The sequence below is a fragment of the Thalassotalea euphylliae genome (assembly GCF_042682785.1).
In the GTDB taxonomy this organism is placed as follows: Bacteria; Pseudomonadota; Gammaproteobacteria; order Enterobacterales; family Alteromonadaceae; genus Thalassotalea_F; species Thalassotalea_F euphylliae.
Genome location: NZ_JBHUIB010000012.1, coordinates 432858 through 459691, shown reverse-complemented (window position 1 = coordinate 459691; position 26834 = coordinate 432858). Strand labels below are relative to the sequence as shown.

The window sequence follows — 26834 nt, the reverse complement described above, 5'->3', positions numbered from 1 at the left end:
AAAGCCAATGTGCTTGTGCATTTGGTGCCAACGTGCATTACAAATCGCAACAATTACTCTCCCGCGTTGCTGCTAAACTGATAGGTAGCGCAAACTTATATGCTGTTATGACGCAACTGGGATTATCGCCATGCAAATCACCAATACATCAGTAAACCAACTATCGAACACGCAGCAAGTTAAACAAAGCACCTTTGATACAGTGAAACAATCGCGTGATTTAAATATTTTGCAAGCACAAGCAAATCAAGGCAGTAGTGTGAAAGACAATCCGCAGCAGCTATTATTTAAAACCGCAATCAATGAAATTAACAAATTACTAGAACCTGAGTTAGGCGCTAATGCCGTGCAGTCAGCGTATGACCAAGGTATTGATTTTTCGCCAGAAGCGACAGCAGACAGAATAGTCGGTGGCACCACGGCCTTCTTCGATGCTTTTAGAGAACAAAACCCTGACCTAGATGACCAACAAGCCATTGACGAGTTTAATCGCGTTATTGGTGGAGGAATAGACCAAGGGTTTACGGAAGCAAGAGATATTCTTGATAGCCTCAATGTACTTGAAGGCAAAATTGCAGAGGACATTGATGCAACCTATAGCCTTGTTCAAGATGGGTTAAACGCTTTTAAAGAGAACTTTTTAGCAAATTTACCCATTCAAGATGACCAAGCGAGCGAAGTAACGAACCAAGTCGCAGAATAACGGCCGCGTGCGAGCAACAACAGGCGAACTAGTGCTTCGCCAGCGCAAGAATTCGCTCTGACGCTACGATAATAGGCTTATCGACCATTTTACCTTTGACGACGACAACGCCTGCATCATGTCCGTCGACAGCAGCCATAACACACTCTGCATAAGCGACTTGTTCAGCACTGGGCGTAAACCCTAAATGAATGGTTGCTACTTGATTGGGGTGAATAGCTGCCTTACCGGTGAATCCTAACGACTTAACCGCTTTGGTTTCTTCAAATAGACCATCCAAGTCTTTGAAATCAACATATGGCACATCAATCACATCGACCCCAGCTTTGGCTGCGGCGAGCACCAATTGACTGCGAGCGAACAGTAGTGGCTGAAAGCTAAAATCACATCTCAATTCCGCCGCCATATCAGCACCGCCAAACATTAGCGCGACAACTTTGTCTGCGCAGCTAGCAATATTATATGCCTGGTCCAGTCCCTCAATGGTTTCAATCAAACCAATCAATTTAGTTTGTGGAGAACACGCATGACATGCTGTTGTCATCTGCTCCATTGATTCACACTTTGCCAGCATGATATAGGCAGGACTGGCTTTTACCAATGCAGAGAGATCTTGCTGTCCCAGCCATGAATCTATTGTGTTAATTCGTACACAGACATTACGATTCACTTGAGTGATGTACTCAACAGTGGCTTGTCTTGCCATATCTTTATCTTCTGGCAAAACCGCATCTTCAAGATCAATACAGACTAAGTCTGCCCCAGCACCCACGGCTTTTTCAAAACGATCTGGCGCAGAGCCTGGAACAAACAATACTGACCTGAATAATTGACTCATAAATCTACTCAAACGGCTAAAAATCGAATACTCTAAACTCTAGTAAGTTCGCAAAAAGATGCAACAAAAAACCAATAAGTTTTTGATCATAGGATACTTATTTCGCATCTTTCGTTAGGGAAACATCATGCTTCAAGGTATTCACCACGCAGCTATTATTTGTAGCAACTATCAACGCGCCAAACATTTTTATAGCGAAATCCTGGGGTTGACGATTATTGATGAAAATTATCGTGCTGAGCGTAAGTCATATAAACTTGACCTAGCCTTACCTGATGGCAGCCAAATTGAATTGTTTTCTTTTCCAAATCGCCCCAAAAGACCAAGTTACCCAGAGGCGCAAGGTTTAAGACATTTAGCGTTTCGCGTAAAGAATTTGGACGAAGCCGTCAGTCGGTTAACAAGCCATAACATTGACGTTGAAGATATTCGCGTAGATGAGTACACCGGTAAGCGATTTACCTTTTTCGCAGATCCTGACGACTTGCCACTAGAGCTTTATGAAATAAAGGAATAACCACAATGACCGATGCAAAAATTAACTATTTAGAATTTCCTGCCAAAGATCTTGCCGCGATAAAAATGTTCTACCAAAAGGTCTTTAATTGGCAATTTACGGATTACGGTCCAGAGTACACAGCATTTTCAGGTGACACATTAGAGGGGGGTTTTTATCTTGCTGACGCGAAATCAAAAACCAGCAATGGTAGTGTGTTAGTCGTATTTTATAGTGCTGATTTGGAAGACACCCAACAAGCGATCGCCAATGCTGGAGGCAGTATCAGCAAAGAAACGTTTGAATTTCCGGGTGGAAGGCGCTTTCACTTTAACGACCCCTGCGGCAACGAACTCGCCGTATGGTCAGACAAATAAGAGATATAGCGATGACCGCCGTTACTATCAAAAAAATTGAGGCTTTATCGCCTTATCGAGCAGATCTTGAAACACTGCTAACCGACAGCATCGACAGTGGCGCATCAATTGGCTTTGTTGCACCACTTCAAGAACATGAAGTCCCCGAATACTGGAATGAAGTAGAACGAAAATTATCAGAACACTTCGTGTGCTTCGTTGCCTTAAAAGATAATAAAGCTGTAGGGTGCGTCAAACTGGAAACACCGACTAAAACCAACGGCAACCATCGTGCAGAAATTCAAAAGCTGATGGTGCACCGCAACCATCAAGGGCAAGGCATCGCCAAAGCTTTAATGATGAATGCAGAGAAGTTTGCCAAAGACAATGGCCTCAAGTTATTGGTGTTAGATACGCGATTAGGCGACGTCGCTTCAACACTCTATAGGCGACTAGACTATATAGAAGCCGGACAAATACCTATGTTCGCACGCAGCAGCAATGGCGATCTCGAGGCAACGGTATATTTTTACAAAGCGTTATAAATCGCCAAATGATCAATCAGAAAGGAGCTGTTACCGCAGCTCCTTTTTATCAAAGAATTCCTAAGCAATGATACTAGAAAAAGGCCTGTAACCCCGTTTGTGCGCGGCCAAGTATCAAGCCATGAATATCGAATGTGCCTTCATACGTATTCACTGTTTCAAGGTTAATCATGTGCCTGATAACATGGAACTCGTCTGCAATGCCGTTGCCACCGTGCATGTCTCGAGCCATACGGGCTATATCTAGTGCCTTTCCACAGTTATTACGTTTAACTAATGAAATCATAGTTGGCTCCCAAGCACCTGAATCAATGATTTGCCCAACCCTCAAAGAGCCCTGAAGGCCAAGCGTGATATCAGTTTGCATGTTGGCAAGCTTGGTCTGAAATAACTGTGTTTGCGCGAGTGGTTTACCGAACTGCTTTCTATCTAAGCCGTATTGTCTTGCTGCATGCCAGCAGTACTCCGCCGCACCTAGTGCCCCCCAAGAAATGCCATAACGTGCCATATTCAAGCAACTGAATGGCCCTTTTAAACCTCGAACCTCGGGAAACATGTTCTCTTGTGGTACGAACACATTGTCCATAACAATCTCACCCGTAATCGATGCTCTAAGTGACAGCTTTCCTTCAATTTTAGGTGCACTGAGGCCTTGCATGCCTTTTTCCAATACAAAGCCACATATAGCGTCATCTTCTGCTTCGTTTTTTGCCCAAACAACAAAGACATCAGCGATAGGTGAATTAGTAATCCACATTTTGCTACCCGTTAAACGGTAACCACCGTCTACTTTTTTTGCCCGAGTGATCATACTTGCTGGATCAGAGCCTGAACCAGGTTCAGTCAACCCAAAGCAGCCGATGTATTCGCCTGTGGCCAGTTTAGGTAAATACTTCTCTTTCTGTGCCTGTGTACCAAAAGCATTGATTGGATGCATAACCAGTGACGACTGAACACTCATCGCGCTGCGATAACCAGAATCTACACGCTCAACTTCGCGTGCTACTAAGCCATAGCTCACGTAGTTCACGCCAGAACAGCCAAAGCCTTTGATAGTCGCGCCAAGCAGGCCGACTTCACCAAATTTGCGCATGATGTTGGCGTCGAAACGCTCTTCCCGATTAGCCAGCAAAATGCCAGGCATTAATTCTTCCTGACAGAAGCTCTCAGCCATATCGCGAATCATTCGCTCATCTTCGGTCAACTGATTATTGAGCAATAAAATATCGTCCCAATTACTTAACACTGCATTTGCCATGGCGTTGTCCTCACCTAAAACTTGTCATATACCCATTATATTCTGCTACAAAGTACCTCAATTACCTAAATTGAATGATACTGTTGACGTTAAGCTCGATAACAAACAGTACGGAAAAGTGTCCAATAACAATAATAAGGTGGAATAAAGAAAATGGATTGGTTTGCACCACACGATGAATATTGTGAAAGGCTTTCTGCTGCATTTTGGGCAGAACCGCTCAACGCTGTGTCAAACTTCAGCTTTATTATTGCTGCCTATTTTGCCTATCGACTGATTAAGCAACATAAACAAGGCGGTTGGGATACCTATTGGTTAGCTACTTTATTATTTAGCATTGGTATTGGTAGCTTTTTGTATCACACCTTTGCCAACCTATGGAGCATGCTTGCTGATGTTATTCCTATTCTCATTTTTCAAATCAGCATTATTGGGCTCTATGGCGCAGCAATTGCGAGGCAAAAAAGTATAAATCCTTGGTTTGGGAGTGTTAGCTTTATTAGCGCATTCATAGTGCTCACTTGGGTATTCGCACAACTTCCTCCTGACACATTAAACGGCTCGATAGGCTACATGTCATCAATTATTAGCCTATTGGTACTGGGTATTTATCAATACAAAAATGTAAACCGAGAACAAAAGTCGCTGCTATACGCTGCTGGATTGTTCGCAGTGTCGCTTGTGTTCAGAACGTTTGATCATGCCATTTGCCAGAGTTTACCTATTGGAACTCATTATTTGTGGCATATCACTAATGGCTGTGTGCTATTTTTAGCCGTGAAGGGATATTTAGAACTTATCCGTGAGAAAAAACAACGTAGTTTGCACAGACACTAAAAAAAGGCTAACTTACTGACTTTAATAATAAATACAAGGAAGTTTAATGCTACAAATAGCTTTAGCATCTTTTTTAGTTTGGTGCTTTTTTAGAGTTAAAGAAAAAGACAGCGATTTCGATGGATTTAGTTCACTAACACTAGTTCTTGCGCCAGCAATATTGGTATTCATATCAGGTATTGCAATAGAAATGTTCGAACTGAGTGACACAATAAAAGGACTAACTTCAGTCTTTTACATTGTAATTCCTTTCATTGTATTGAAATTAATGGATGTATTTTCCACCAAGAAAAGTCTTATCTACTCATTTGTAGTGTTTGGCTTAGTCATGCTGAGCACACTCCCCTTCGCGGTTTTAGGGCAAATTGAAGCGTAAAAAAGGGGCATAAAGCCCCTTTCATTTATTGTCTCTTTGGATTATTTGGCCGCCATCAAAATATCTTTGACGATATCGAGTGTTAAATCACCCGTTTCAGATAAATGCGTAAGCCCCATTTTCTCCATGTTAGTCACAACATTCTCAATGCCAGTCTCATCAATACCGTAGTGAGATAGCTTGGTGACGATATCAAGCGAGTTAAAGAAGCTTTCCGTTTTATCAATGGCAGCGTCAATTTTTTCATCGTCAGTGCCATCAGTTAAATCCCAAACGCGTTCAGCAAATTGAACGAGCTTTGCGTGTTTATGCGACTTACGTGCTCGCAATAGGCTCGGCAAAATAATAGCTAATGTGCGACCGTGAGCGATATCAAACATGGCCGTAAGTTCATGGCCTATCATATGAGTTGCCCAGTCTTGCGGTACACCAACACCAATAATACCGTTTAATGCAGAGGTTGCAGACCACATAAAGTTTTTGCGAGCTTCTACATTGTCATTGTCTTGATACGTGACAGGTCCTTCCTCAATTAACGTTTTTAACAGTCCCTCTGAGAAGCGGTCTTGTACTTTAGCGTTAACTGGCTGCGTTAAGTATTGCTCAATAACATGAACAAAGGCGTCAGCAACACCATTAGCAATTTGCTCCTTTGGCAAGGTGAACGTGAAGTTTGGATCAAGCACCGAGAATTTCGGATACACCAGTGGTGAAGTAAACGGGTACTTTTGTTCGTTAAACGTAACGACACCGAAAGCATTCATTTCTGACCCTGTTGCAGGTAGAGTCGCAATACAACCCAGCGGAACAGCAGTTGTTGCAGGCACCGGTTCAAAGCCATGGAATAAAATGCTGCTATGGTCACTTTCAACGTTTGCAGCTAACGCAACAAACTTTGTTCCGTCCATGACAGAACCACCACCAACAGCTAACAAGAAATCGACGTTCTCAGCTTTCACTACGTCAACAGCTTTCATCAAGGTTTCAAATTTAGGGTTTGCTTCGATGCCACCAAACTCGAGTACGGTGCGTGCGCCCAGATTTGCTTTCACTTTATCTAGTGTTCCGTAGCGCTTAACGCTGCCACCGCCATATAACACCAGCACCTTCGCGTCTGAAGGTATTAAATTATCAAGTTCAGCTAGTCGGTCTTGCCCAAAAACAATATGAGTTGGATTGTAGTAATCAAAATTTTGCATAATGCGCCCTCTCAGTTAAGTGAGCACAGAATATCAACCCAACATTATTTTAGAATGGGCTTTTTCGTCAATTTCATGCCTAAAACTCTCACTAGAGAAAATATTGATCACACAAACATCAAGAATAAGTATAATCGACGGCATCAGCGAATGTGGTACTTAGAAATGATGAATACTCTTGTAGAAAATCTAACAGCACTTGCCTCTAATGAAGGTGTAAACAGCACACCTATCGAAGGTGTGCATATCTATAAAGCATCAACTTCTACAGGGCGTGTCCCTCTTTGTTACAGCCAAGGCATTATCATTGTTGCCCAAGGACAAAAACAAATTTTCTTCGATCAACAAACCTATCGTTATAACCCTGATAACTACCTTGTGTTAACCGTACCTTTGCCAGCAGAGTGTGAAACAACAGTAGAAGATGGCAAACCTTTGCTATCATTGATGATTGATCTCAACATGTCGATATTGAATGAGCTGGTTCGTGTGTTCGACGAACATGGCCTGACGTCAAATACCACTAGCGTACAAACGAAAGGTCTGTTCGTAAGTGAATGCAATGCATCGCTGTCATGCACAGTAGAGCGCCTATCCGCCAGCTTACGATCACCACTAGAATGCGACATTATTGGCAAAGGGCTGATACGAGAAATTTTTTATCATGTGCTAAGTGGTCCGCAAGCAAAACCGCTTTATGAACTTGTGTCACACAACACACACCTGTCGAAAATGGAACGCGTATTAAAGCATCTTCACAATAACTTTGAAGGCCAGTTAGATATTGAGCACTTAGCCAACATGGCCAACATGAGTAGTTCAACCTTTCATCGCAACTTTAAACAGGTGACAGCAACCTCTCCTATTCAATACGTCAAAAAAATACGCCTAACCCGAGCAAAAGAGCTATTGCAAGACCACGGCCTAAAAGTGAAACAAGCAGCTGCACGTGTTGGTTACGAAAGCCCGACGCAATTTAGTCGTGAGTTCACGCGCTATTTTGGACAAAGCCCAAGTGAGTGTGGTCGCCTCAGCCTGAGTTAATTAGCGGCGCACATTTGAAAATAGTAAACCTTTCAACCATAACTTAAGAGAAACTTAAGTTTGGAGTGGTTTTCATGATTCGTTTTCCTTTGCATTTTTCATATGTGTCTTTAGCAGCAATCGTCAGCGTTATGGCAGTTATTCTAATGTCTTCTTCAAGCATCGCTGCCGACAAACAAGTCGCACAATCCTTTGATGGCCTAGAACTGCGTATTGATGAGAAAAATAAAAAGGCGTATATCGATCCCGATGCTGACTTTGGCAACTATTCAAAATACATGCTGATGGACGTGGAGGTGCGATTTAGAAAAAACTGGCAGCGTGATAAAAATCGCAACGCGTCAACCTTGTCTTCGCGCGTAAGCGATGAAGATGTCATGAATATTAAAGCTGAAATGGCCGAACTGTTTAATCAAATATTCCAAGAAGAATTTACCAAAAGTAACTATGAATTAGTCGATAAAGTCAGTTCTGGCGTGCTATTGATTCGGCCTGCTATTGTCGACTTAGATGTTTACAATCCGGATCTAGATACGCCGGGTCGCAATAAAGCCTATTCAAAATCGACAGGCAGCGCCACGATATATATAGAGCTTTACGACGGTGTTAGTGGCGATATCCTAGCAAGAGTTGCCGAAAGCAAGAAGTTAGGTGATCGCCATTATTACAGGTGGGCAAATCGGGTGACCAACAGAGCAGATGCTAGCCGAGTGATGCGGAATTGGGCATCAAGATTAATCGAAGCGTTTGATCGGGCAAGAGAGAAATAGAATCAATGTCACCGAGTCGACTAAATCAGTCGGCTCACAATACTTGGTGATTTATCATCGCCGCATTGTTAATTTTATGTTTCGTCAATGTTAACATGCATAAGAATTAAGCATAAATATAATAATTACTCTCTTAGATGCTGCAGTTTTCCTATAAATCATTAATGATAGTGTTCGTAACACTACTCGCCTTTTTTCCTTACACGTCCACCATTGAGACAACGGGCGAACATAGCGTGTATGCGCACAGTGCTCTGCTTATTGTGCAGTTAATAGCTGCCGCTTTTGCATTTATTTCTGGCTTTAGCGTCGGTGCTCGGTCACTTCGCGTATTTTGGCAGTTTATCGGCTTTGCCATACTTGCAAGCACACTAAATAACATTGTCGGTTTGGCTACAGACTTTAACCATAGCCTTATTCTCAACGACTTTTTCTCGTTACTCAGTTACTTTTTTCTCATCCTTGCTATTGAAACAAACCCGCATTTAAGTGAAGTACCACTCGATCGCTATATTAATGGCCGTATTCCAGCCATATTCTTTGTTGTCACTTGTTTTTGCTATTTTATTCTTATCCCATTTGAGTATTCGAATGACTACTATGAGAGCCGCCTACCCTCTTCAATATTCCACGCAATAACCGCAAGCTTAATTTGCATTAGGCTGTTGGCGCAGTCGGTGTATTGCAAAAGCCGCAGCTGGTTAAAAGTTTATTTATCGCTAACAGTAGGAGCAGGCTGTTTACTTGTCGACAATGTGAATGAAGTCATGGCGCTTACGGGCAATTCTGTGGTCACCACGTATGTGCGATCGTTAGTGCATTTCCTTCCATTCATCGCCGTAGTGTTCGCCGCAACATTTTCCTTGAATCACACCATGCATGCCAGTCGCCGACAATACGTGCCCGCTGTTGAAGCATACGTATTTGTGCTTGTACTGGTGTCATTTGTTATTCACCTCGGTGGCATAGAACTAGATGCTAACTATATAGCACCAACAATGGCGCAGTCATTCACTATTATATTGTGGAGTATCGCCGCACTCTCTTTTGCCGTTGTTATTGCCTATAAAAAACACCAGTTGCAAAGCCATTTGAAAAGCCAAGCTAAAGCACTAAACAATGACATTGATGCACTCAATAAACGTAATGAAACGCTTAACTCAGCGTTAATTAACAGTGAAGAAAAAGCGATAGTTACCGCATCAAACAACGCGATATTAACCACGACAATAGAGGGTAAAATCCTTTCAGCAAACCCTGCTGCTGTACAAATATTTCAGTGTTTAGAGCAAGATTTAATTGATAAAAATGTTAACGAACTCTTTGCAGAAGACGACAAAATGCACCATTTTTTCGACTTCAAAAGTAATGTCTACAGTTTGCAGCGCAAAGACAGCGGCTTGTCTGTTGAGGGAACGGCAAAACGCAATAATGGCGAACGCTTTCCAGTGCAAGCAGAATTGCAATGGGCCGACAGAAATGAGCACCCTCTAGTGGTGATAACACTTATCAACCTGACCGCTCGTAAACTTGCCGAAAAACAAGCGCTCGACCTAAAAGACAAATTCATTGCCAATATTTCACATGAGTTTAGAACACCACTCACTATTATTAACGGCATTCTCGAGCGCTACTTAACAACTACCAGCGACGCTAAGCAACTTGACGAGTTGTCCACCGCAAAACGCAATGGCTTGCGCTTAGTTCGCATGGTTGAACAACTCTTAGAATTATCACGACTTGCAGATAACCCCAAGCTGTCGGTAGCTAGCTATCGCCTAAGTTCACTCATGGCAATGCCAGCTGACTCTTTTAGCAAATTAGCGCAACAGCACAAGCTTAAATTTGAATGCAAAATAGATGATGACCTCTGGTTAGAGTGCGACGCACAAGCGTTCGAAAAAATTCTGTTTAACCTACTCGCAAACGCGGTTAAGTATACGCCAGCAGGCGGCACAATTAAGGTGAATGCGACGCTAGATGGCGACTCTATTATTTTAGATATCATCGACAATGGCATTGGCATAGCATCGGAGGCGCAAAGTAAGATATTTGATCGCTTCCAGCGCGCGGATGACGAAAAAAATAAATCCGTATTTGGTGTCGGCATTGGCTTATCGCTGGTAAATGAACTTGTGAAGGCGCATCATTGGCGTATTAATTTAGTCAGTGAATACAACCATGGCAGTAAGTTCACACTGATCATCCCGCAAGCCCAGCCAAGCAAAGACACGTTAGAGCTACCTTCAGGCGTTTCAGAACAAGAAGTTTCCAGCTTGCTGGTTGACCAACATAAACAAAAACAAATTCAGCAGCAGCACTCTCAAAAGGTTGTCCTTGTTATTGAAGACAACGTCGATATGCAAAGCCATATCAAGCAAGTAATAGAACAACGACACCATTGCTTACTTGCGCTAAGCGGCGAACTTGGCTTGCAGCTTGCGCAAGAGTACCTGCCCGACCTTATTGTATGTGACATTATGCTGACCGGCATTGATGGCTTTGAGGTGTTAAAGCAACTAAAAGATAACGACTTAACGGCACATATTCCCGTCATTTTACTGACAGCGCGCTCTGATCTAGACAGCCGTTTAAAAGGCCTGAACTTGCACGCCGATGAATACCTCAGCAAACCATTTAATCAACAAGAGTTGCTTGTTCGCATTGATAACCTCATCGATTCAAGAAGCCAATTACAAGCTGCTTATTACCAATCATTTGTACAACAGCAACAAAGTGAAGCCACTGAACAACAAGTTGAAAACACATTAGAGAAGGCCACAAAAGAAGAAGCTACCCCGACGCTAAATGATAAGTTCTTGGAAAAGCTGACCACTATAGTTGCTAAGTACTACACCGACCCAGAACTGGATATCAATGTGATCGCAAAAGAGTTAGCGGTAAGTGAGCGCCAACTTCAGCGAAAGATAAAAGTATTATTGGGCACGACGCCAAACAACTTTATCCGCGAATTCCGTTTAACGAAAGCGGCAGAGTTGCTTAAAAGTGGTAGTCAAATTGGCCGTGTGGCTCTTGATGCAGGTTTCTCTTCACAAACTTATTTTGGCCGATGCTTTAAAGAAAAATATCACTGCACACCAAAACAGTATCAACAGGCTATTGTAAATGAGACAAATAGTTAATGCCTGAATCGTAAAAAGGTCAACTAGTCTATATAAAACTATCCTTAAACTAGGGGGCAGCTCAGTAAACTTTGTTAACGTTCTTATCGATAAAGTTTCATGGTTTTGTTTATAAAAAAATGATGGCAACACCCAAAGAACTCGATTATTTATTGCCAAGGTCGGCTGACTACTCATATATCCCGAGCGTCAGAAATGCTCCTCTCTGTAACTTTGATTTATTACGAAACATACAACAACCTATGTTTACAAAATCTATTAATTATTATGAAGTTTCAAATCGAGTTTGCGTGACGTAACTATCCCGGCCCATCCAAATAGTGGAATCATATTTATCAAAAAACTCTAAAAATCGCTTTTCTATGTTGCCTATTACGCGCTTGGGAGTTAGTGGAATTGTAAAAAGTTTTACACCTTCCAATGAATAGAACTCAAGTACATACGGTTTTGAGTACGTTCTGATGAGCAAGTGCTGCTCATCGCTCGTAAATCGCCCAATTCCCTTAGATACTGAGGCAATGACATCTTCTCTTCCGTTTAATATCTCACAGAACTCAGAAATATGACTATCCAATCCAAATAATTCACACCTATGGAACAGTAGCCTGCCATTGGCATAGGTAGCATGACAATCAACTGCACTAATATGTGTTGTTCTTTTCATTGTATAAACAAAGGGCTCATAACACGCCCCCCACATGTTTTTTTTCAACGTACAAAAATATTTTGTTTTAAAATAATGCGAGTTATCTTGAAGTGTAACTAGATATTCCTTTTTACTAACCTGAACCGCAGCACGATATGGCCCAGTCTTGCGATCGGCTTCATCACGAGGAAGTGAATCTTTCACTCTGGTAGTTTTGAAAGTTCTTTTACGAAGGTCAAATTCAACAAGCTCATAGTCGAACACACAACCAAACCCAACATCCGTTTTAAATAATGCCCCGCGGTAGTTGAAGCCACATTTATCCATTGGAGGTACTTCATAATCAAGTACTTCCACAGAACCTGAATTTAACAGTATGAACTTACCCAATTCACCTGATTTTACACCAAGAATTACACACATATCATTCGATAATGCTAGGCAACCATGTACTCCAAAAGGCAAGGTATATTGATGAATTATTTTTGATTTTATCTTTAACTCTTTCTTTTCCATTTTTACTAACTGTGCTTTACCACAATATGTTCTTTCAGTTCGCTTAATGTCTTGGCTTTCATCACCTCAATGTAATCAAAACGTTCTGGTTTTGGTGCCATTAAGCCGATCCAATCAATGCCTTGCTCAGTGCGAATAACGCTTAAGCCAAGCTCGATAAGCACACTTATTTGATCCCAGCCTAGAGATAGCGGCTGCTCAATATCAAAAGGATAATTTGAAAAGGCAATTTTGACATCGACCCCTTCAGAGAATATGCCTTCAACACGTTGTGACAATCGTGCCGCTAGTTCCGCTGCATTATTATCTTTTTCATAGCCAATAATGGCAAAAGCATCATCCGACCAACGCACCACTAAATCATCAATATTTCGACTGTATAACATGAGATCTGTTAAATTCACCAATTGGCCATCATTTACTGTTTCCATGTTGTCAATTTGTACCATTAGCACGTAAAGCCTCGGCAGCAAGCTTCGCTGAACGGGCAATAGATTATGGTGAATCTGGTTCATCAACTGGCTGGTTTGCTCAATATAAATATCAAGATAACGGCGACTTTTGACCCCCGTCACTTTGTCTATTATCGCGGATTTCTCCAGTTCTTGGTTTGCTTGCTCTAGCTCTAAATTTTTCTGCACATATTTTTGTGTTTTCTCTACCACTTGCTCTTTAAGCAATAGACGTTGTTGTTGCTCAACAACCAGCTTTCTATTTAAGAAGCGAGAGTAACTTAGCAGCATTAAGGCGAGTGCAAACACGTACAGTAAATATGCCCACCAGGTTTGCCATGGTGCAGGGTTTACAACCACCGATAGCGAATAACCAGGTTCGCTCCACACGTTATCACTATTCGCCGCAATGATTTGCAGCGTATATTTGCCAGCAGGTAAATTGGTATAAGTAGCCCTACGCAACTTGCCAGCATCAATCCATTCATCGTCAAAACCGAGTAGTCGATACTTATATTTAGTGGCGTCAGGATCGCTGTAGTTTAGTCCTACATATTCAAATGAGATCAATGGATCTTGATGGCCAAATTCGACTTGCCTAACCTTTGATATGTCACTTTCAAACTGCAATGCTTCATTCTGTTTATAGATGGCATTCAATCGGACTATTGGCGCAGGCTGGTCTGATAAGGTTTGTTCAGGGTTAATACTCGTGAACCCCTTCGCACTACCAAAATACAAGGTATTGTCAGAGCCTTTAAACACAGCGCCATGATTGAACTCCAAATCAGTTAAACCATGGCGGTTATCAAAGTGTTTAAACGAGCGCTGTTCAGGTAAATAGCGTGAAATACCGTTGTTAGCACTAAACCAAATGTTACCTTCATCATCTTGCGTGATACCGTAGACTGTCTGGTCTTTCAAGCCGTCTGAGATGGTAAGATGTTCGAAAACGAAATTGTTTTTCAAACGCTCGGCAGTTGTTAGAATATTTAAACCCGCTGCTTGGGTACCTACCCATAAATTCCCTGCTTTATCAAAGTGCATTATCCAAGCTATATCACTACTTAGTCCGCTGGTATTGCTGGGATCATGCCTAATATGCGTGAACTGTCCTGTAGCTGGGTTAAATTTATTAATACCGCCGCCATAGGTGGCTAACCACAAGTTACCTGATTCATCCTCAGTAATTTGTAATAAATGCTTTGTACTTGGTCCTTTTTCAGGTGTGTTCTCGTCAGGTAAGTAACGCGTAAACGTGCCATCTTCGTTTAGTTTATTAAGGCCATTATGGTAGGTACTCACCCAGATATTGCCCCAACTATCCCTATAGGTATCAGTGATGCTGTTTGCTGATATACTCAATGGGTTATTAGGATCGTGAAGGTGGTGCTTCAACGTTTTAGTTTGAATATCGTATTGATATAACCCTGAGGATCTAGTGCCAATCCACAGGATATTGTCATTGGCATATAGGCTACTAAACCTAACATTCGCTAATTTATCGTCCACTTTCAACGTTGTAACTTGTTGATTTAGCTTGTTAACAATGTAAATTTCACCGTCGTATGCGCTTACCAGTACATTGCCGTTTTCAAGTTCAGTAAATGACGTAATGAGACTGCTTGTAATTTGGGCATGGCGTTGGTTGTCATACTTTTTGAAAGTAGCAATGTGAGGATCCCAACGACTTACCCCTGAAAATGTGCCGACCCACACCATTTTGTTCGCGTCTTCAAATACGGTAAGTACAAAGTCATTAGTTAAACTATAGGGGTTTGTAACCGTATGATTAATTCGCATAAAAGGCTTTGCTGGTAGTTTAACAACAAGTCCCTTATCTGTAGCAATCCACAGGCGCTTTGAGCTGTCTTGATGAATCCACTCGATGGTGTTGCTTGGCAATGACGTGGAATCACCTTCTTCATACTGAAAATGGGTAAATTTAGTTGTTTGTGTGTCATATTTGATCAGCCCATTTTCGATGGTGCCTATCCAAATATTACCACTGCCGTCTTCAAACAAATTATTGATTAAAAGTGCCAGCTCATTGTCACTGGATAAAGCATTGAAATTTATTGTACGTAGAAAATTACCATCGGCATTAAATACTGAAATACCGCCGCCGTTGGTACCCACCCAAATTTCTCCTGTCTGCGTTTGCATCAGAGAATGAACAGTATCGTGGCTAAGTCCGTTTTCTTCAGATGCCTTAATATGTAAAACTTGCCATTTATCATTAACTTGAGACAGTAAATTAAGGCCTTGCTCGGTACCTATCCAAATATTACCTTTATCGTCCTCTAAAAGCGCATTTACATTATCGTCAGTTAACGCATAAGGTTCTGTAGATGTTGTGAAGTGATGAAAACCGTTTCGAGCGGTATTCATTAAATTTAAGCCACCTCCCCAAGTCGCTATCCATAAGCGCTGCCTACTGTCTATCATTATCCGACTGATAACATCAGATGACAGCGAATCGGGCTGCTCAATATTGTGCAAGTATGATTTTATTTCGTAGCCGTCATAGCGATGCAGCCCTTCCTGTGAGCCAAACCACATATAACCGCTTTCATCCTGTGCAATTGTTCGCACAGACTTATAAGACAGAGGGTTTTCTATTGGGAAATGTTTAAACGTATCGAAGGTGTCTGCGAGAAGCTGCGCAGCAAAAAACATCGAAAACAAGCAAGAAATTATTATTTTTTTTATCACTATTTACTCTCTTCAACCTCCTTTTACACGTTCTACCTAGCTTCCGTGAATATAACCTCTAAAGCAAGTAAAGGCGCCAAATTGGCGCCTTTAGCTAAACATGACAGGTTGGATTTATTGTTGTTCTACCCAGTTGTTCACTCGGATAGTTTCTGACGTCGACACTGCCACACTGTTTTTCCAGATGAAGCGATTTACGTCCACGTTGTTTTTCCAGATAAACCGGTCTACTTCAACGTTATTTTTCCAAATAAAGCGGTCTATTTCTAAGTTGTTTTTCCAAATAAAACGATCAACCGCTACATCTGAGTACCATTGATATCCCGTTTCTGGATCAACCACATTAGCCACATTCCAAATATAAGCGTCGCTTAGACCTTCAACATAGAAGTTACCGTCTTCATTGATATTCGCTGAACCAGAGTAATGCTCTTCGCCCGCTAAATCTTTTGCGATGTTCAAGCCTTGATTAGCACAGCCTGTAACCTTATTCGCCAACGTGCTGAATGCGTTTACCATACCTGCACCTTGTTGGAATACGCTGTATGCTAATGCGCCTTGTGCAGTAAGCGCTGGTTCAGCACCGGCAATTAAACGACATTTTACTTCGTCTGGTGTCAGGTTCGGTTCCTTTGTCAATAGCAGTGCCGCAACACCTGAAACCACTGCAGCTGCTTGAGAGGTACCTGACATTTCAAAGTATCGACCTCCGTCATGATATTCAGGGTGCTCTTGCACTATCTGTGTATCGAATGACATTAAACCTGAAAGGTGCCCCCCTGGTGCTACAATTTCAGGCTTTACAAACCCTTCATAGGTTGGGCCAGCAGCACTGAACGTGGCTAAGCGGTCGTCATCACCTTTCGTTATGGTGTAGTTATCAGACATTGCACCGACTGTAATAATGTACGGCACATTGCCAGGTACACCAATAGTCATAGGATCTGGGCCAGTGTTACCCGCAGACGCAACAATAACGAGACCTTCTTGCCACGCTTTCATTACAGCTTGGTTTAGGGGGTCATCCCAGTAATGAGAGCGAATAGTCGCACTAAACGACATGTTTAAAACACGAAGATTTATTTGGTCTTTTACTTGAACTGCCCAATCGATACCACGAATAACGTCAGCATATGTAGCCTTGCCTTCCGCATCAAACGCTTTGATACCAACAAGCGCGGCATTTGGTGCAACGCCATAAACATTACCGTACATATCTGTGTCACTATTACCCGCCACACTTGCGACATGAGTACCGTGGCCGCTCGCTTCGTCGTCGTAATTGCTGACCGTATTAGCAACTGCGTCGTAGGTACCCCATGCTTTATCTCGGCCAGCCATATCACGGTCTAAACCGGGTAATTGATCTAATCCAGTGTCTAGGAAGCCGATGGTCACGCCATCACCTAAGTTATAAATAAAGTGCACCAAGTCGGCATCTATTACATAAGGTACTGATGCAATTGGTTGGAAGCGTTTTTTACCAGCGCCCCATGTAGATGCCTTAACTTGGTAATTCTCACTCACTTTTACAGTGACATGTTTTTTCAACTGCTCTAGTTGAGCATCGGTCAGTTCTACAGCAATGGCGTTGATGATAGGTAACTGATGTGTTGGCTTTAAACCCATGGTGTCCAGCTGTTTCATCACAGCAGGTAGGTTTTTACTTGATAAAATATAGGATGTAATTTGTTCAGGCACTTTATGCGCCGCTTGAACAACACTTGCGAAGCTCAACGTACCGATAACAGAGACGGTAGCGAGCGCCTTACAGATGCTTTTAACGATGTTTTTCATTGTTCTTCCCTACTGTTTACCGCGTCAAACTCAAACAATGGGACGTAAAATTTGAATGGTAACTAAATTGAGCGATTTGCCACCTTATTAGTTAACATTTTTGTTACATATAAGCAACAATGAATCGTTTCCCAGTGCTCAGTGTGTATTGTCGCTGTTGGAATTTGAACGGGATGTCGACATAAAGCGTCATGCTCCTGCCCAATCATTACCTCTATGTTTTTTATTGTTTTCATTGTAGAGGTTGCCCTAACTATTCTTCTTCCTTAACTAAGCACCACCTCGTTTTATTTTACCGTAAAACGAGGTGCCACTGTGACGTCCATGTCAGGGCATGAGCGGATAATACCAAGCCACTTAAAACCCCCTAGCATTAACCCGACATTTTTTATCAAAAAAACGACACCTTAATATTTTTAACAATAATTACAGCAAGTTATACATTTACACTTGATTAACAATTAGTCGCGTTTTGTCGATAGGACGTCTGAAATGTACTAGAGAAAAGAGCGCTCAAAACTCATGCTGAAGGAGTTGTTATTCAACACATAAAAATAAAAAACAGGGTGCCAACGAGTACCCCAATATAACCTTCAGAGAGAAACATGTTATGAACAAAAAACAGTTTATGCTTAGCGGATTAGCAATGTCGATCATTGCAGCTTCTGGCTACGCAAACGCGACGGAAATTAAGGAAGTACCTGCTGCACTTAAATCAGCACAGCAACAACTAAGCAATGGTCAAGAAGACTTTGCTAAGTGGATGAATGAACAAAAGCAAAAGCGATTAGACAAGACAGATCGTCTAATTATCAAATATGCAAACAGCAAAGTTGATTTCCAAACAATGAACCAAGAGATGTCAAAGTCTATTGGTATCGAATTAAAGCACGTTAAGTCATTGATCAGCGGTGAACAAATCGTATCAATGGGTAAGGAGCGTGATATTAAAGAGATTGAATCAATTATCGGCCTTTTAAAAGGCAACAAGTCTATTGCTTCAGTAGAGCCAGATTACAAACGTTTTTTTATGGCTCAGAACTCTCCGTGGGGGATTGCGAACACTCAGTCAAACCTAGTGGACGACAATGATGCAGCAAACATGACTGTATGTATCATCGATTCTGGTTACCAACGTAACAACCCAGATTTGAACGCAAACAACGCTACTGGTACAAACAACTCTGGTACAGGGAACTGGTATCAAGCAGGCGGCTCACACGGTACACACGTTGCGGGTACAATTGCTGCAGTAAACAACAGTGAAGGTGTTGTTGGTGTTATGCCAAACACTAACGTTAACCTACACATTGTTAAAGTATTCAACGCTGAAGGCTGGGGTTACTCAGGTGACCTAGTAGACGCTGTTAACGTATGTGTTAACAACGGTGCGAATGTTGTGAACATGAGCTTAGGTGGTTCTGGTTCTACAAACAGCGAGCGAAACGCACTACAATCAGCTGCTGATGGTGGCGTACTTCTTATCGCTGCATCAGGTAACGATGGTGATAGCTCACTTTCTTACCCTGCTTCTTATGACTCAGTAATGGCGGTTGGTGCTGTTGACCAAAATGGCCAACACGCAGAATTTTCTCAGTTTACTTCACAAGTTGAAATCGCAGCGCCAGGTGAAGCTGTATTATCAACGGTAGCGGGTGACGGCCGTTTAGGCTACATCGGTATTGGTGGTACAACTTACGGCAATGACGAAGTTGTTCCACAAAGCCGTTACGTGCAAAGTGGCTCTAGCTTCTCAATCAGTAACATCAACGGTGCAGCCAGCGGCACATTAGCAGCTTGTGATATTTCTGGTAACTCATACAGCTGTTCTGGTGTTTCAGGCAACATCTGTTTAGCTGAGCGTAACGACAACCAAAAAGGTAGTAACTACCCTGAAATCAACCCAGCTAAAGCGTGTGCTGACGCAGGTGCGGCAGGTATCATTGTATACAGTAACTCAGATCGTCCTGGCCTTCAGAACCCGTTCTTAGTAGACGCTAACAGCGATATTACTGTACCTACAGTGTCTGTTAACCGCAGCTTAGGTCAAACACTTCGTTCACAGCTAGGTAGCAACGTTAGCCTGACAATCAATGCTAACCAAGACTACGCATACTACAACGGTACATCTATGGCAACGCCACACGTTGCTGGTGTAGCAGCATTAGCTTGGAGCAAAAACCCGAACTGTAGCGCAACTGAAGTTCGTAATGCTCTTAAAGCAACAGCTGTTGATTTAGAAACGGCGGGGCGTGACGACAAAACAGGTTACGGTTTAGTACAAGCGAAAGCTGCTTCTGACGCGCTAGCTAGCAGCTGTTCAGGTACGACAAATCCGCCTACAGGTAACACAGTACTAGAAAACGGCGTTGCTAAAACAAGCCTTTCAGCAAGCCAATCACAAGTATTGTCATTCACTATGGATGTTCCAGCGGGTGCAACTGACCTTAAGTTTGAAATGTCAGGTGGCTCAGGTGATGGTGACCTTTACGTAAGATTTGGCGCTGAACCTACTACGTCAACTTACGATTGTCGTCCTTACCTTAACGGCAACAATGAAACGTGTAACATTGCGACAGCGCAAGCAGGTACATACTATGTAGAAATCTCTGCATACGCAGCGTTCTCTGGTGTTAGCCTGACAGGTAGCTACACTGAAGGTTCTACAGGTGGTGGTGCAACAGGTGGTTCTGCTTCAGTAACAGACATCTCAGTATCTCGTCGTGAGTGGAAATACTACACAATTGATGTGCCAGCAGGTATGTCAACGCTAGACTTCCAGTTAAGCGGTGGTACAGGTGATGCTGATATGTATATCAAGCGTGGCTCACAACCTTCTAGCAACAGCTACGATTGTCGTCCTTACGAAACAGGTAACAACGAAACTTGTACTTTCAACAACCCTGCGGCTGACACGTGGCACATTGGTATCTACGGCTACCGCGCAGCAAGCGGCATGGCATTGAACGTAACGTACAACCCATAATCTGCTTTGTTAATTAAATAAGATACATTGATGCAAAAGGAGGCCAAATGGCCTCCTTTTTTATGCTTCATAACGCATCAAAATAGTGCAAAACATATTAAAATATTCGTTATATGCAAAAAATATCGTATACCATATATTTGTTTGCCTTTGACGGTGCTAAAAATGCCGTCGACTTCCTTTACACCCACAATGAAAGCGCTCACACAGAAAACACTTAACCATTGAATTATATGACAATTATTATTTAGGCCTACTATTTGCAAATATTTCAGTGTAAAATTTACTCAACACTGCGTTTTTTAATGATTAATAAATCAAATTCAATGATGAAAAAGTTGTCCATCATACTTATCACTGCACTTATTGCAGTTACACATTCCGTTAATGCAACGTCATTCGCCCTTAATGACTACAACCTAGTCACAATCGGTGATGTAAACTCATCGTCTCTTCATGTGCATGGGAACGCCTTTGTGGGGGGGAATTTAAACGCAGGTAATGCTGAGTTTGGCAACGATATCAATAATACAACAGCATTAGAGCTGGCCGGCGAGCTTCAACAAAACGTACGTATTCATGGCGGTAACAGCGCAGAAGTTAATGGTTCAGCGGTACAAGAAATCGACATGAATGGCGTAGCAACCGGTCGATACCTTGTAAATGGCAATGCAATTAGCAACGCAAGTAGCGTTACTCAAAACGCCCAGCTTTCAGCACAACAAGCCGCTATAAAAGCGTCTCTAGAATCAGCGTCTGCTCAGTTTGCTGCGATGGCAGATGTTAACACGCAAGATATTTCAGGAAACAAGTTACACGTAAACTCACTAGATTCAAACGGCTATGCGGTATTCCAACTGGGCGAAAAGGTTAACTCTGGTGACGCTGCTGATATTGGCAAAAACTCTTTCTTATTATCAAATAGCAATCAAGACTTGGAAATTGTGTATAACCTAAGCGCCAGTACACTCAATGAGCTAGGTGGCATTATTATCAATGTTCCAGGTACCGAAATCGACTTTTCTGAAAACAATAACAAAGTATCAGGCAACGGTTTCTTGAGCTCTCTTCAAGGTCGCGCGAACGTGCTATGGAATTTCTTTGAAGCGACCAGCATTACATTAAACGCAAACTTTTACGGCAACATTTTAGCGCCATTAGCTCAACTAACATCAAGTAGTGATATTGATGGCTCAGTTGCCGTATATGGGTTGAGCGCTCAACACAGCGGTCAAATCCATTTACCTACCTCTACTATACCTACACCGCCATCAACGGTGAGCATTCCAGAGCCATCTGTAGTCGCATTAATGCTATTGAGCCTACTGTTGCTCGTTAGACGACACAACGCTCATTAAATAAAACAAATTGTTAATAAAAAACGGGGTTCTAATGAACTCCGTTTTTTGTTGCCCTTCCGCAGAAACGTTATAGTTAAATAATTATCGCCACTTGCTTATGTCTATGTTTTCGATACCTCACGTTCTCATTGCTGTTTTGCTCCTTAGCTCTGTCACTTTTAGCCATACAGCTTTTAGTGACGACAGCACAAGTAATTACGAAAAAGCGCTGCAAAGCTTCCATGAAAAAGACTACGAAACATCGATTATTTATGTTCGAAATGCGTTGCAGCAAGACAATGAGAATTTACCTGCAAGAATTCTTTACGCCGAAATATTGTTAGTTCAAGGTAACAATAAACTTGCGGAAAAAGCACTTATCGAAGCGCAGACTGCAAATGCTGATCTAAGACTAATACAACCGCTATTCGCACAACTGTATTTAAACGAAAAAGAGTTCGATAAAGTACTGGTAATAACGCCTCCTAGCAATTCAGGAAAGGCCTATTTAAGCGATATATATACGTTTAAAGGCCACGCAAACTTAGGCAAAAAAGATTTTCAAGCAGCGAAAAAGGCCTACCAGCTCGCAATAGCACAAGCACCGAAAAACCTAAATGCGTATGTTGGCTTAGCAAAAGTCGCTGTAGAGCGAAAAGACTTTGAGGCAGCAGAACAATGGATAAGTAAGGCTTCGAGTATCAATCCAAATGATATGGACGTGCTTTTCAGTGCAGCTTTGGTATACAAGCTACAAAAGAAGAACGAACAAGCGATTACGTATACTGATAAGATTTTAGAAAGGCACCCTGAGCACTTAAACGCATTGCTTGTCAGAGCGGTTGTATATTCGGAGATGGGAGAACATGAAAAAGCCATTGATGACGTAGATACCATTATTGAAATAGTGCCTTTTGAGCCAGTCACCAATTACGTTAAAAGTATGTCGGCGCTTGCCATGAATGATATGGCGATGTACAACGAGAGTAACGAACAATTGGGCAACATAATTAGTGGCATATCGACTGAAATTATTGAAAAGCAACCGATATATCTATTCTTGGCGGGCCTTTCTACTTTTCAACAGGGCGCATACGAGCAAGCGAAAAAGCACTTAACCCGCTATCACAAGTATGTTCCAAAAGATGTTAACGGTCTCAAATTATTAGCGAAAACGCATATAGCTCTTGGTTCTTACGGCGAAGCCAAAGGCATATTGATCCAAGAGCACTTATACGGTGAACCAGACCTCGACATCATTTCCCTACTCGGCCGTATAGAGCTACTTAGTAATAACTTTGAACGTGCTGAGTACTACTTCAATCAAGCATTAACACTAGCTCCTAACTCTCTCCATCATGTTATTTCATTAGCCAAAGTTTATATGCTTCGAGGTAATCATTTTGACGCTGCAAAATTAGCCATTAAATACCAAGATAGCATTCAAAATAATGAACAAGGTGTCGAATTACTCTTTATCTTGGCGAAGTCTTTTCAAGAAATCAGGGAATACCCACAAGGGTTGCTTGCAGCGCAACGACTCGTGGCTTACGCGCCCAAAAACAGTTCCGCTCAACAGCAATATGCTACATTACTCGCTTTAAACGGGAAACTTGCTGAGGCTAAACACACATTCTTATTGGCTCACTCTTTAGATCAAAGCAACTTCTTGCCTGTCATTTCATTAGCCAGAATCGACATTGAAGAAAATAAGCCAGGGGATGCTGTTAGGAGGCTCAAGTCTCAACTCAGCCTTGGTGACAATAGTGCCCTATTTATCGAACTCGCCAATATATATCAACGCTATGGCGATTCGAAAAATGCCATTCTATATTTCGAAAAAGCACTAGAACACAACGCAAACAGCGTATTAGCAATTAAAGGGTTAAGCTATTTGTACGCCCGCCAAAAAGAGCTTAAAAAAGCGCTTGCTCTAGCTACTGACTTTCTCGACAGAAATAAAAATAATGAAGAAATACATAGGCTTGCAGCAGAGCTTTACGCGATGCAAAATCAGCGCACGCATGCAGTAAAGCATATGGAAACTGTCGTTAAACTCAGTGCAAATAAAGCGCCTCAGTTGTTCGAACTCGCAAAATTGCACTTGTCTTATGGTGGCACGGATATGGCGACAATGGCGCTTCAACGTGCAATATCTTGGCAAGATAATTATGTGCCTGCATACGAATTACTTATTTCCCTTTATAACGAGAGCAAAGCAGAAAAAGATTCTCTTAAGTATATTGAAAAACTTGCAAAGTTTGATGAGCAAAAACACTTGGTATTGCGCTTAAAAGGTGATTTATTTTGGATGCAAGACAAGCAAACCGAAGCACGTCAATCATTTGAACAGTCTTACCGCAGTAAACCAACAAAAGAGGCGGTTATTGGCCTCTACCGATTGAATAGAAAACAGGGCAAGCATCAAGAAAACATTGCGCTGCTCAATACTTGGCTTGCCGATCAACCCAATGATGTAACTATGTCAGCTATGATCGCTGAATCATACTATTTATTAGGCGAGCCAGATAACGCAATAGCGCACTATCAGTTACTCTTAAACAAGCAGCCTAACAATATTGTATTGCTCAATAATATTGCGCAAATCTTGCTGTCGACACAAAAGGTTGACCAAGCTTTCACATACGCAGATAAAGCATATTCCATAGCGAAAGAAAGCGTACCTGTTATCGATACTCGTGCTTGGGTAGCTTATCATCAAGAAGACTATGATCTCGCTTTACAATTACTGCGAAAGGCAAACTCCTTAGACTTTGAAAATGCAGAAATCAATTATCACCTTGCCGCAACGCTTGATAAACAAGGCAAACGAGAAGAAGCGCAAAGCTATCTTGAAAGCGCAGTAAGCAGTGACATGGAGTTTACGGACAAAGACAAAGCGCGAGCGCTATTGACGTCTTGGCAAGAATAACCGTTAAGATTAAAGCGACATACATCTTTAATTTTTTAAAATTTTGGTAGTTTTGACACACCTATGAATAGACGCACATTTATCACATCGCTATCCGTATTGGGTATCTCAGGTATAACAGGATACGGGGTTTGGCAATCTATCGACACCTATCAAAAGCCGCTTTCTTTCGCAGAGCTTAGAAAGACCCTGATGGTACTTGCACAACATCAGATTAACACTACAGGTGCATGGAACTTGGCACAGATCCTTACGCATTGCGCACAAAGTATAGAGATGTCGATTACTGGCTTTCCTGAACATAAATCTGCCGTATTCAAAAATACGCTAGGTGTATTAGCGTTTTCGGCGTTCGACGCAAAAGGCAGAATGCACCATGGTCTATCGGAACCTATTCCTGGGGCAGCCCCACTAGAGGCTAACGCCCCGCTAGGTACTGCATATAAGCGTTTAGATAATGCTATAAAAGCATTTGATACTTACCAAGGAAAACTTGCACCACACTTCGCCTATGGAGAGTTAAGTAAACAACAATATGAGCGTGCTCACGTCATGCACTTCAATAATCACCTAAGCGAAATCGTCACTACCGCTGTTTAGCGGCTCAAGCTTGGTGAACAAAGCTTAGTTATTCGAAAACTCAAACGCTATTTTGTTGCCTTGGCTAGCTTGCCCCTCGGCATACCGCCATTGCCTTAACGCTTTTCTCGACGCAATGTTAAAGCGGTTGTGGACGTCGGATTCGACGACTTTTACGTTGAGCACATTGCCTTTTTCATCGATATCAAACTCTAACATGACTGTCCCATTCACTCGTTCATATTTGTCACGCTTGGCAATATTAGGCATCACTTTATAAGTGGGTTGGTAAGATACTCTCGGGGAAGCTAACGTATCAAATATTAACTGTTCTCCCGATGTAACATCCATCACTATGTCCACACTAGCTTTAGGCGCTTGACCATTTTCTGGTCTTTCTAAGTTTATCTCGGGCAAGGTTTCGCTGTTTGGAATAGGTGGCAAAGATGCACTTTTCAAAGCCACTTTTGTTTCTTGTGTATCAATTTGATTATCAATTACGACGACAGGCGTATGAGCCGTCTGGCTCACTTGTGGTGCAGGTTTTTGGGACGCAAAATGTGTAATTATGGCAAAGACGCCGAAGGAACTGGCTCCACCGATAATTGGAATTAACAGGTACCGCGCGGCTTTGCTCAAGGCTAACTTTCTTGTGTCACTCTCACTGAGCTCAACCTCTGGCGCAATAACCGAAGATTTTCTTTCTTGGTAGAGCTTTGTTAATTCTTGATCGAATTTATCTTCTTTCATAGTTAGCTCATTAACTGTTTAAGTGCAGATTTAGCATAACGTAATCGACTTTTAATGGTTTCAAAGCTTTCGCCTGTTATCGTAGAGATTTCAACAACTGAAAAACCTTCTTGTTGAAAAATAAAAGCTTCCCGCTGTACAAAGCTCAATTGCTGGAGAGCCCAGTCAAACTTCGCCAATCGAGAGTCGGGGTCAAATGTCTTTTGGCTCATCTGTGGTGCTAAATCTTCATTGAACTCCTCAGTCCGTTGACGAGCTTGTCTCCTCAGTTCATCAATCAACGCATTCCTTGCCACCGAAAACAACCAAGATTTGACGATGATATTGTCAGGGAGAACCTGCAATTTCATAACTTTAAGCCAAACAGTCTGCACGATGTCTTCTGCAGTTTCCCTAGCTGACTGAGATAATAAGTAGTGAAACAAGTCTCTATGGTGACGGTTAACAAGTGCTTCAATATGTTTTTTATCACGCGTTTCAATATATAAACAAAGCAGCTGCTCACAGCTACTTTGCATTGATAACCACCCTTTAATCCTTGACGGTAACTTCAATA

General features: G+C 42.0%; 21 protein-coding genes. 13 read left to right on the top strand and 8 right to left on the bottom strand.

Annotated features, from left to right (window positions below; translation table 11 throughout):
* Window positions 1-130 precede the first annotated feature (130 nt).
* The gene (locus ACFSJY_RS16510) at window positions 131-703 is read left to right on the top strand and encodes a DUF5610 domain-containing protein (protein ID WP_386036789.1); all 573 of its coding nucleotides are present in this window, start codon (window positions 131-133) and stop codon (window positions 701-703) included.
* A 28-nt stretch (window positions 704-731) separates the two neighbouring features.
* Here the strand turns inward: ACFSJY_RS16510 and ACFSJY_RS16505 are convergent, their stop codons facing one another.
* The gene (locus tag ACFSJY_RS16505) at window positions 732-1541 is read right to left on the bottom strand and encodes an HpcH/HpaI aldolase/citrate lyase family protein (protein ID WP_386036787.1); all 810 of its coding nucleotides are present in this window, start codon (window positions 1539-1541) and stop codon (window positions 732-734) included.
* A 127-nt stretch (window positions 1542-1668) separates the two neighbouring features.
* Between ACFSJY_RS16505 and gloA2 the strand changes: the two genes are divergently transcribed.
* From gloA2 to ACFSJY_RS16490, 3 genes are read left to right on the top strand one after another with little or no spacing between them, the layout of a single operon-like run.
* Window positions 1669-2058, top strand: a complete 390-nt coding sequence (gene gloA2 / locus ACFSJY_RS16500) for an SMU1112c/YaeR family gloxylase I-like metalloprotein (RefSeq protein ID WP_386036785.1) — start codon at window positions 1669-1671, stop codon at window positions 2056-2058.
* Between the two features lie 5 nt (window positions 2059-2063).
* On the top strand, window positions 2064-2414 hold the full coding sequence (locus tag ACFSJY_RS16495; protein WP_386036783.1) for a VOC family protein: 351 nt from the start codon (window positions 2064-2066) through the stop codon (window positions 2412-2414).
* Window positions 2415-2425: 11 nt separating this feature from the next.
* Window positions 2426-2938, top strand: a complete 513-nt coding sequence (locus ACFSJY_RS16490) for a GNAT family N-acetyltransferase (protein ID WP_386036781.1) — start codon at window positions 2426-2428, stop codon at window positions 2936-2938.
* Window positions 2939-3011: 73 nt separating this feature from the next.
* On the opposite strand, the gene ACFSJY_RS16485 is transcribed toward ACFSJY_RS16490, so the two are convergent.
* Complete coding sequence (locus ACFSJY_RS16485; protein ID WP_386036778.1) at window positions 3012-4196, bottom strand: acyl-CoA dehydrogenase; 1185 nt, start codon at window positions 4194-4196, stop codon at window positions 3012-3014.
* Between the two features lie 153 nt (window positions 4197-4349).
* On the opposite strand from ACFSJY_RS16485, the gene ACFSJY_RS16480 reads away from it, so the two are divergent.
* Both ACFSJY_RS16480 and ACFSJY_RS16475 read left to right on the top strand, forming a co-directional pair.
* Window positions 4350-5033, top strand: a complete 684-nt coding sequence (locus ACFSJY_RS16480) for a ceramidase domain-containing protein (RefSeq protein ID WP_386036775.1) — start codon at window positions 4350-4352, stop codon at window positions 5031-5033.
* Window positions 5034-5079: 46 nt separating this feature from the next.
* Entirely contained in the window at window positions 5080-5409 is a 330-nt protein-coding gene (locus tag ACFSJY_RS16475; protein WP_386036773.1) for a hypothetical protein, read from the top strand.
* A 41-nt stretch (window positions 5410-5450) separates the two neighbouring features.
* Here the strand turns inward: ACFSJY_RS16475 and ACFSJY_RS16470 are convergent, their stop codons facing one another.
* Complete coding sequence (locus tag ACFSJY_RS16470; RefSeq protein WP_386036771.1) at window positions 5451-6608, bottom strand: iron-containing alcohol dehydrogenase; 1158 nt, start codon at window positions 6606-6608, stop codon at window positions 5451-5453.
* A 165-nt stretch (window positions 6609-6773) separates the two neighbouring features.
* Here ACFSJY_RS16470 and ACFSJY_RS16465 point away from each other — a divergent pair, with 165 nt between their 5' ends.
* The 3 genes from ACFSJY_RS16465 (at window position 6774) to ACFSJY_RS16455 (ending at window position 11565) form a co-directional block, all read left to right on the top strand.
* A complete protein-coding gene (locus ACFSJY_RS16465; RefSeq protein WP_386036769.1) occupies window positions 6774-7652 on the top strand; it encodes an AraC family transcriptional regulator in 879 nt (292 codons plus the stop codon).
* Between the two features lie 74 nt (window positions 7653-7726).
* Entirely contained in the window at window positions 7727-8422 is a 696-nt protein-coding gene (locus ACFSJY_RS16460) for a DUF3313 family protein (protein WP_386036766.1), read from the top strand.
* 164 nt (window positions 8423-8586) lie between these two features.
* The gene (locus ACFSJY_RS16455; RefSeq protein ID WP_386036763.1) at window positions 8587-11565 is read left to right on the top strand and encodes an ATP-binding protein; all 2979 of its coding nucleotides are present in this window, start codon (window positions 8587-8589) and stop codon (window positions 11563-11565) included.
* Between the two features lie 265 nt (window positions 11566-11830).
* Here ACFSJY_RS16455 and ACFSJY_RS16450 read toward each other — a convergent pair whose 3' ends face one another.
* From ACFSJY_RS16450 to ACFSJY_RS16440, 3 genes are all read right to left on the bottom strand, one after another.
* On the bottom strand, window positions 11831-12727 hold the full coding sequence (locus tag ACFSJY_RS16450; RefSeq protein ID WP_386036760.1) for a hypothetical protein: 897 nt from the start codon (window positions 12725-12727) through the stop codon (window positions 11831-11833).
* A 5-nt stretch (window positions 12728-12732) separates the two neighbouring features.
* Window positions 12733-15858, bottom strand: coding sequence for a ligand-binding sensor domain-containing protein (locus ACFSJY_RS16445; protein WP_386036758.1), 3126 nt, complete (start codon window positions 15856-15858; stop codon window positions 12733-12735).
* A gap of 150 nt (window positions 15859-16008) precedes the next feature.
* Window positions 16009-17691 (bottom strand): S8 family peptidase, encoded by a 1683-nt coding sequence (locus ACFSJY_RS16440; protein WP_386036756.1) that lies wholly within the window; start codon window positions 17689-17691, stop codon window positions 16009-16011.
* A 610-nt stretch (window positions 17692-18301) separates the two neighbouring features.
* On the opposite strand from ACFSJY_RS16440, the gene ACFSJY_RS16435 reads away from it, so the two are divergent.
* The 4 genes from ACFSJY_RS16435 to ACFSJY_RS16420 all read left to right on the top strand — a co-directional run bounded on the left by ACFSJY_RS16435 (window position 18302) and on the right by ACFSJY_RS16420 (window position 25549).
* Complete coding sequence (locus tag ACFSJY_RS16435) at window positions 18302-20677, top strand: S8 family serine peptidase (protein ID WP_386036754.1); 2376 nt, start codon at window positions 18302-18304, stop codon at window positions 20675-20677.
* 305 nt (window positions 20678-20982) lie between these two features.
* Entirely contained in the window at window positions 20983-22035 is a 1053-nt protein-coding gene (locus tag ACFSJY_RS16430) for a collagen-binding domain-containing protein (protein ID WP_386036751.1), read from the top strand.
* A gap of 106 nt (window positions 22036-22141) precedes the next feature.
* The gene (gene prsT / locus ACFSJY_RS16425; RefSeq protein WP_386036749.1) at window positions 22142-24949 is read left to right on the top strand and encodes an XrtA/PEP-CTERM system TPR-repeat protein PrsT; all 2808 of its coding nucleotides are present in this window, start codon (window positions 22142-22144) and stop codon (window positions 24947-24949) included.
* A 63-nt stretch (window positions 24950-25012) separates the two neighbouring features.
* On the top strand, window positions 25013-25549 hold the full coding sequence (locus tag ACFSJY_RS16420) for a DUF1569 domain-containing protein (protein WP_386036747.1): 537 nt from the start codon (window positions 25013-25015) through the stop codon (window positions 25547-25549).
* Between the two features lie 24 nt (window positions 25550-25573).
* On the opposite strand, the gene ACFSJY_RS16415 is transcribed toward ACFSJY_RS16420, so the two are convergent.
* Together ACFSJY_RS16415 and ACFSJY_RS16410 are read right to left on the bottom strand one after the other, a co-directional pair.
* Window positions 25574-26278 (bottom strand): energy transducer TonB, encoded by a 705-nt coding sequence (locus ACFSJY_RS16415; protein ID WP_386036745.1) that lies wholly within the window; start codon window positions 26276-26278, stop codon window positions 25574-25576.
* 2 nt (window positions 26279-26280) lie between these two features.
* Entirely contained in the window at window positions 26281-26832 is a 552-nt protein-coding gene (locus ACFSJY_RS16410) for an RNA polymerase sigma factor (RefSeq protein ID WP_386036742.1), read from the bottom strand.
* Window positions 26833-26834 lie beyond the last annotated feature (2 nt).

Coding starts and splice junctions, on each gene's coding strand:
- ACFSJY_RS16510 (WP_386036789.1), top strand. CDS start 131: ATGCAAATCACCAATACATCAGTAAACCAACTATCGAACACGCAGCAA.
- ACFSJY_RS16505 (WP_386036787.1), bottom strand. CDS start 1,541: ATGAGTCAATTATTCAGGTCAGTATTGTTTGTTCCAGGCTCTGCGCCA.
- gloA2 (WP_386036785.1), top strand. CDS start 1,669: ATGCTTCAAGGTATTCACCACGCAGCTATTATTTGTAGCAACTATCAA.
- ACFSJY_RS16495 (WP_386036783.1), top strand. CDS start 2,064: ATGACCGATGCAAAAATTAACTATTTAGAATTTCCTGCCAAAGATCTT.
- ACFSJY_RS16490 (WP_386036781.1), top strand. CDS start 2,426: ATGACCGCCGTTACTATCAAAAAAATTGAGGCTTTATCGCCTTATCGA.
- ACFSJY_RS16485 (WP_386036778.1), bottom strand. CDS start 4,196: ATGGCAAATGCAGTGTTAAGTAATTGGGACGATATTTTATTGCTCAAT.
- ACFSJY_RS16480 (WP_386036775.1), top strand. CDS start 4,350: ATGGATTGGTTTGCACCACACGATGAATATTGTGAAAGGCTTTCTGCT.
- ACFSJY_RS16475 (WP_386036773.1), top strand. CDS start 5,080: ATGCTACAAATAGCTTTAGCATCTTTTTTAGTTTGGTGCTTTTTTAGA.
- ACFSJY_RS16470 (WP_386036771.1), bottom strand. CDS start 6,608: ATGCAAAATTTTGATTACTACAATCCAACTCATATTGTTTTTGGGCAA.
- ACFSJY_RS16465 (WP_386036769.1), top strand. CDS start 6,774: ATGATGAATACTCTTGTAGAAAATCTAACAGCACTTGCCTCTAATGAA.
- ACFSJY_RS16460 (WP_386036766.1), top strand. CDS start 7,727: ATGATTCGTTTTCCTTTGCATTTTTCATATGTGTCTTTAGCAGCAATC.
- ACFSJY_RS16455 (WP_386036763.1), top strand. CDS start 8,587: ATGATAGTGTTCGTAACACTACTCGCCTTTTTTCCTTACACGTCCACC.
- ACFSJY_RS16450 (WP_386036760.1), bottom strand. CDS start 12,727: ATGGAAAAGAAAGAGTTAAAGATAAAATCAAAAATAATTCATCAATAT.
- ACFSJY_RS16445 (WP_386036758.1), bottom strand. CDS start 15,858: ATGTTTTTTGCTGCGCAGCTTCTCGCAGACACCTTCGATACGTTTAAA.
- ACFSJY_RS16440 (WP_386036756.1), bottom strand. CDS start 17,691: ATGAAAAACATCGTTAAAAGCATCTGTAAGGCGCTCGCTACCGTCTCT.
- ACFSJY_RS16435 (WP_386036754.1), top strand. CDS start 18,302: ATGAACAAAAAACAGTTTATGCTTAGCGGATTAGCAATGTCGATCATT.
- ACFSJY_RS16430 (WP_386036751.1), top strand. CDS start 20,983: ATGATTAATAAATCAAATTCAATGATGAAAAAGTTGTCCATCATACTT.
- prsT (WP_386036749.1), top strand. CDS start 22,142: ATGTTTTCGATACCTCACGTTCTCATTGCTGTTTTGCTCCTTAGCTCT.
- ACFSJY_RS16420 (WP_386036747.1), top strand. CDS start 25,013: ATGAATAGACGCACATTTATCACATCGCTATCCGTATTGGGTATCTCA.
- ACFSJY_RS16415 (WP_386036745.1), bottom strand. CDS start 26,278: ATGAAAGAAGATAAATTCGATCAAGAATTAACAAAGCTCTACCAAGAA.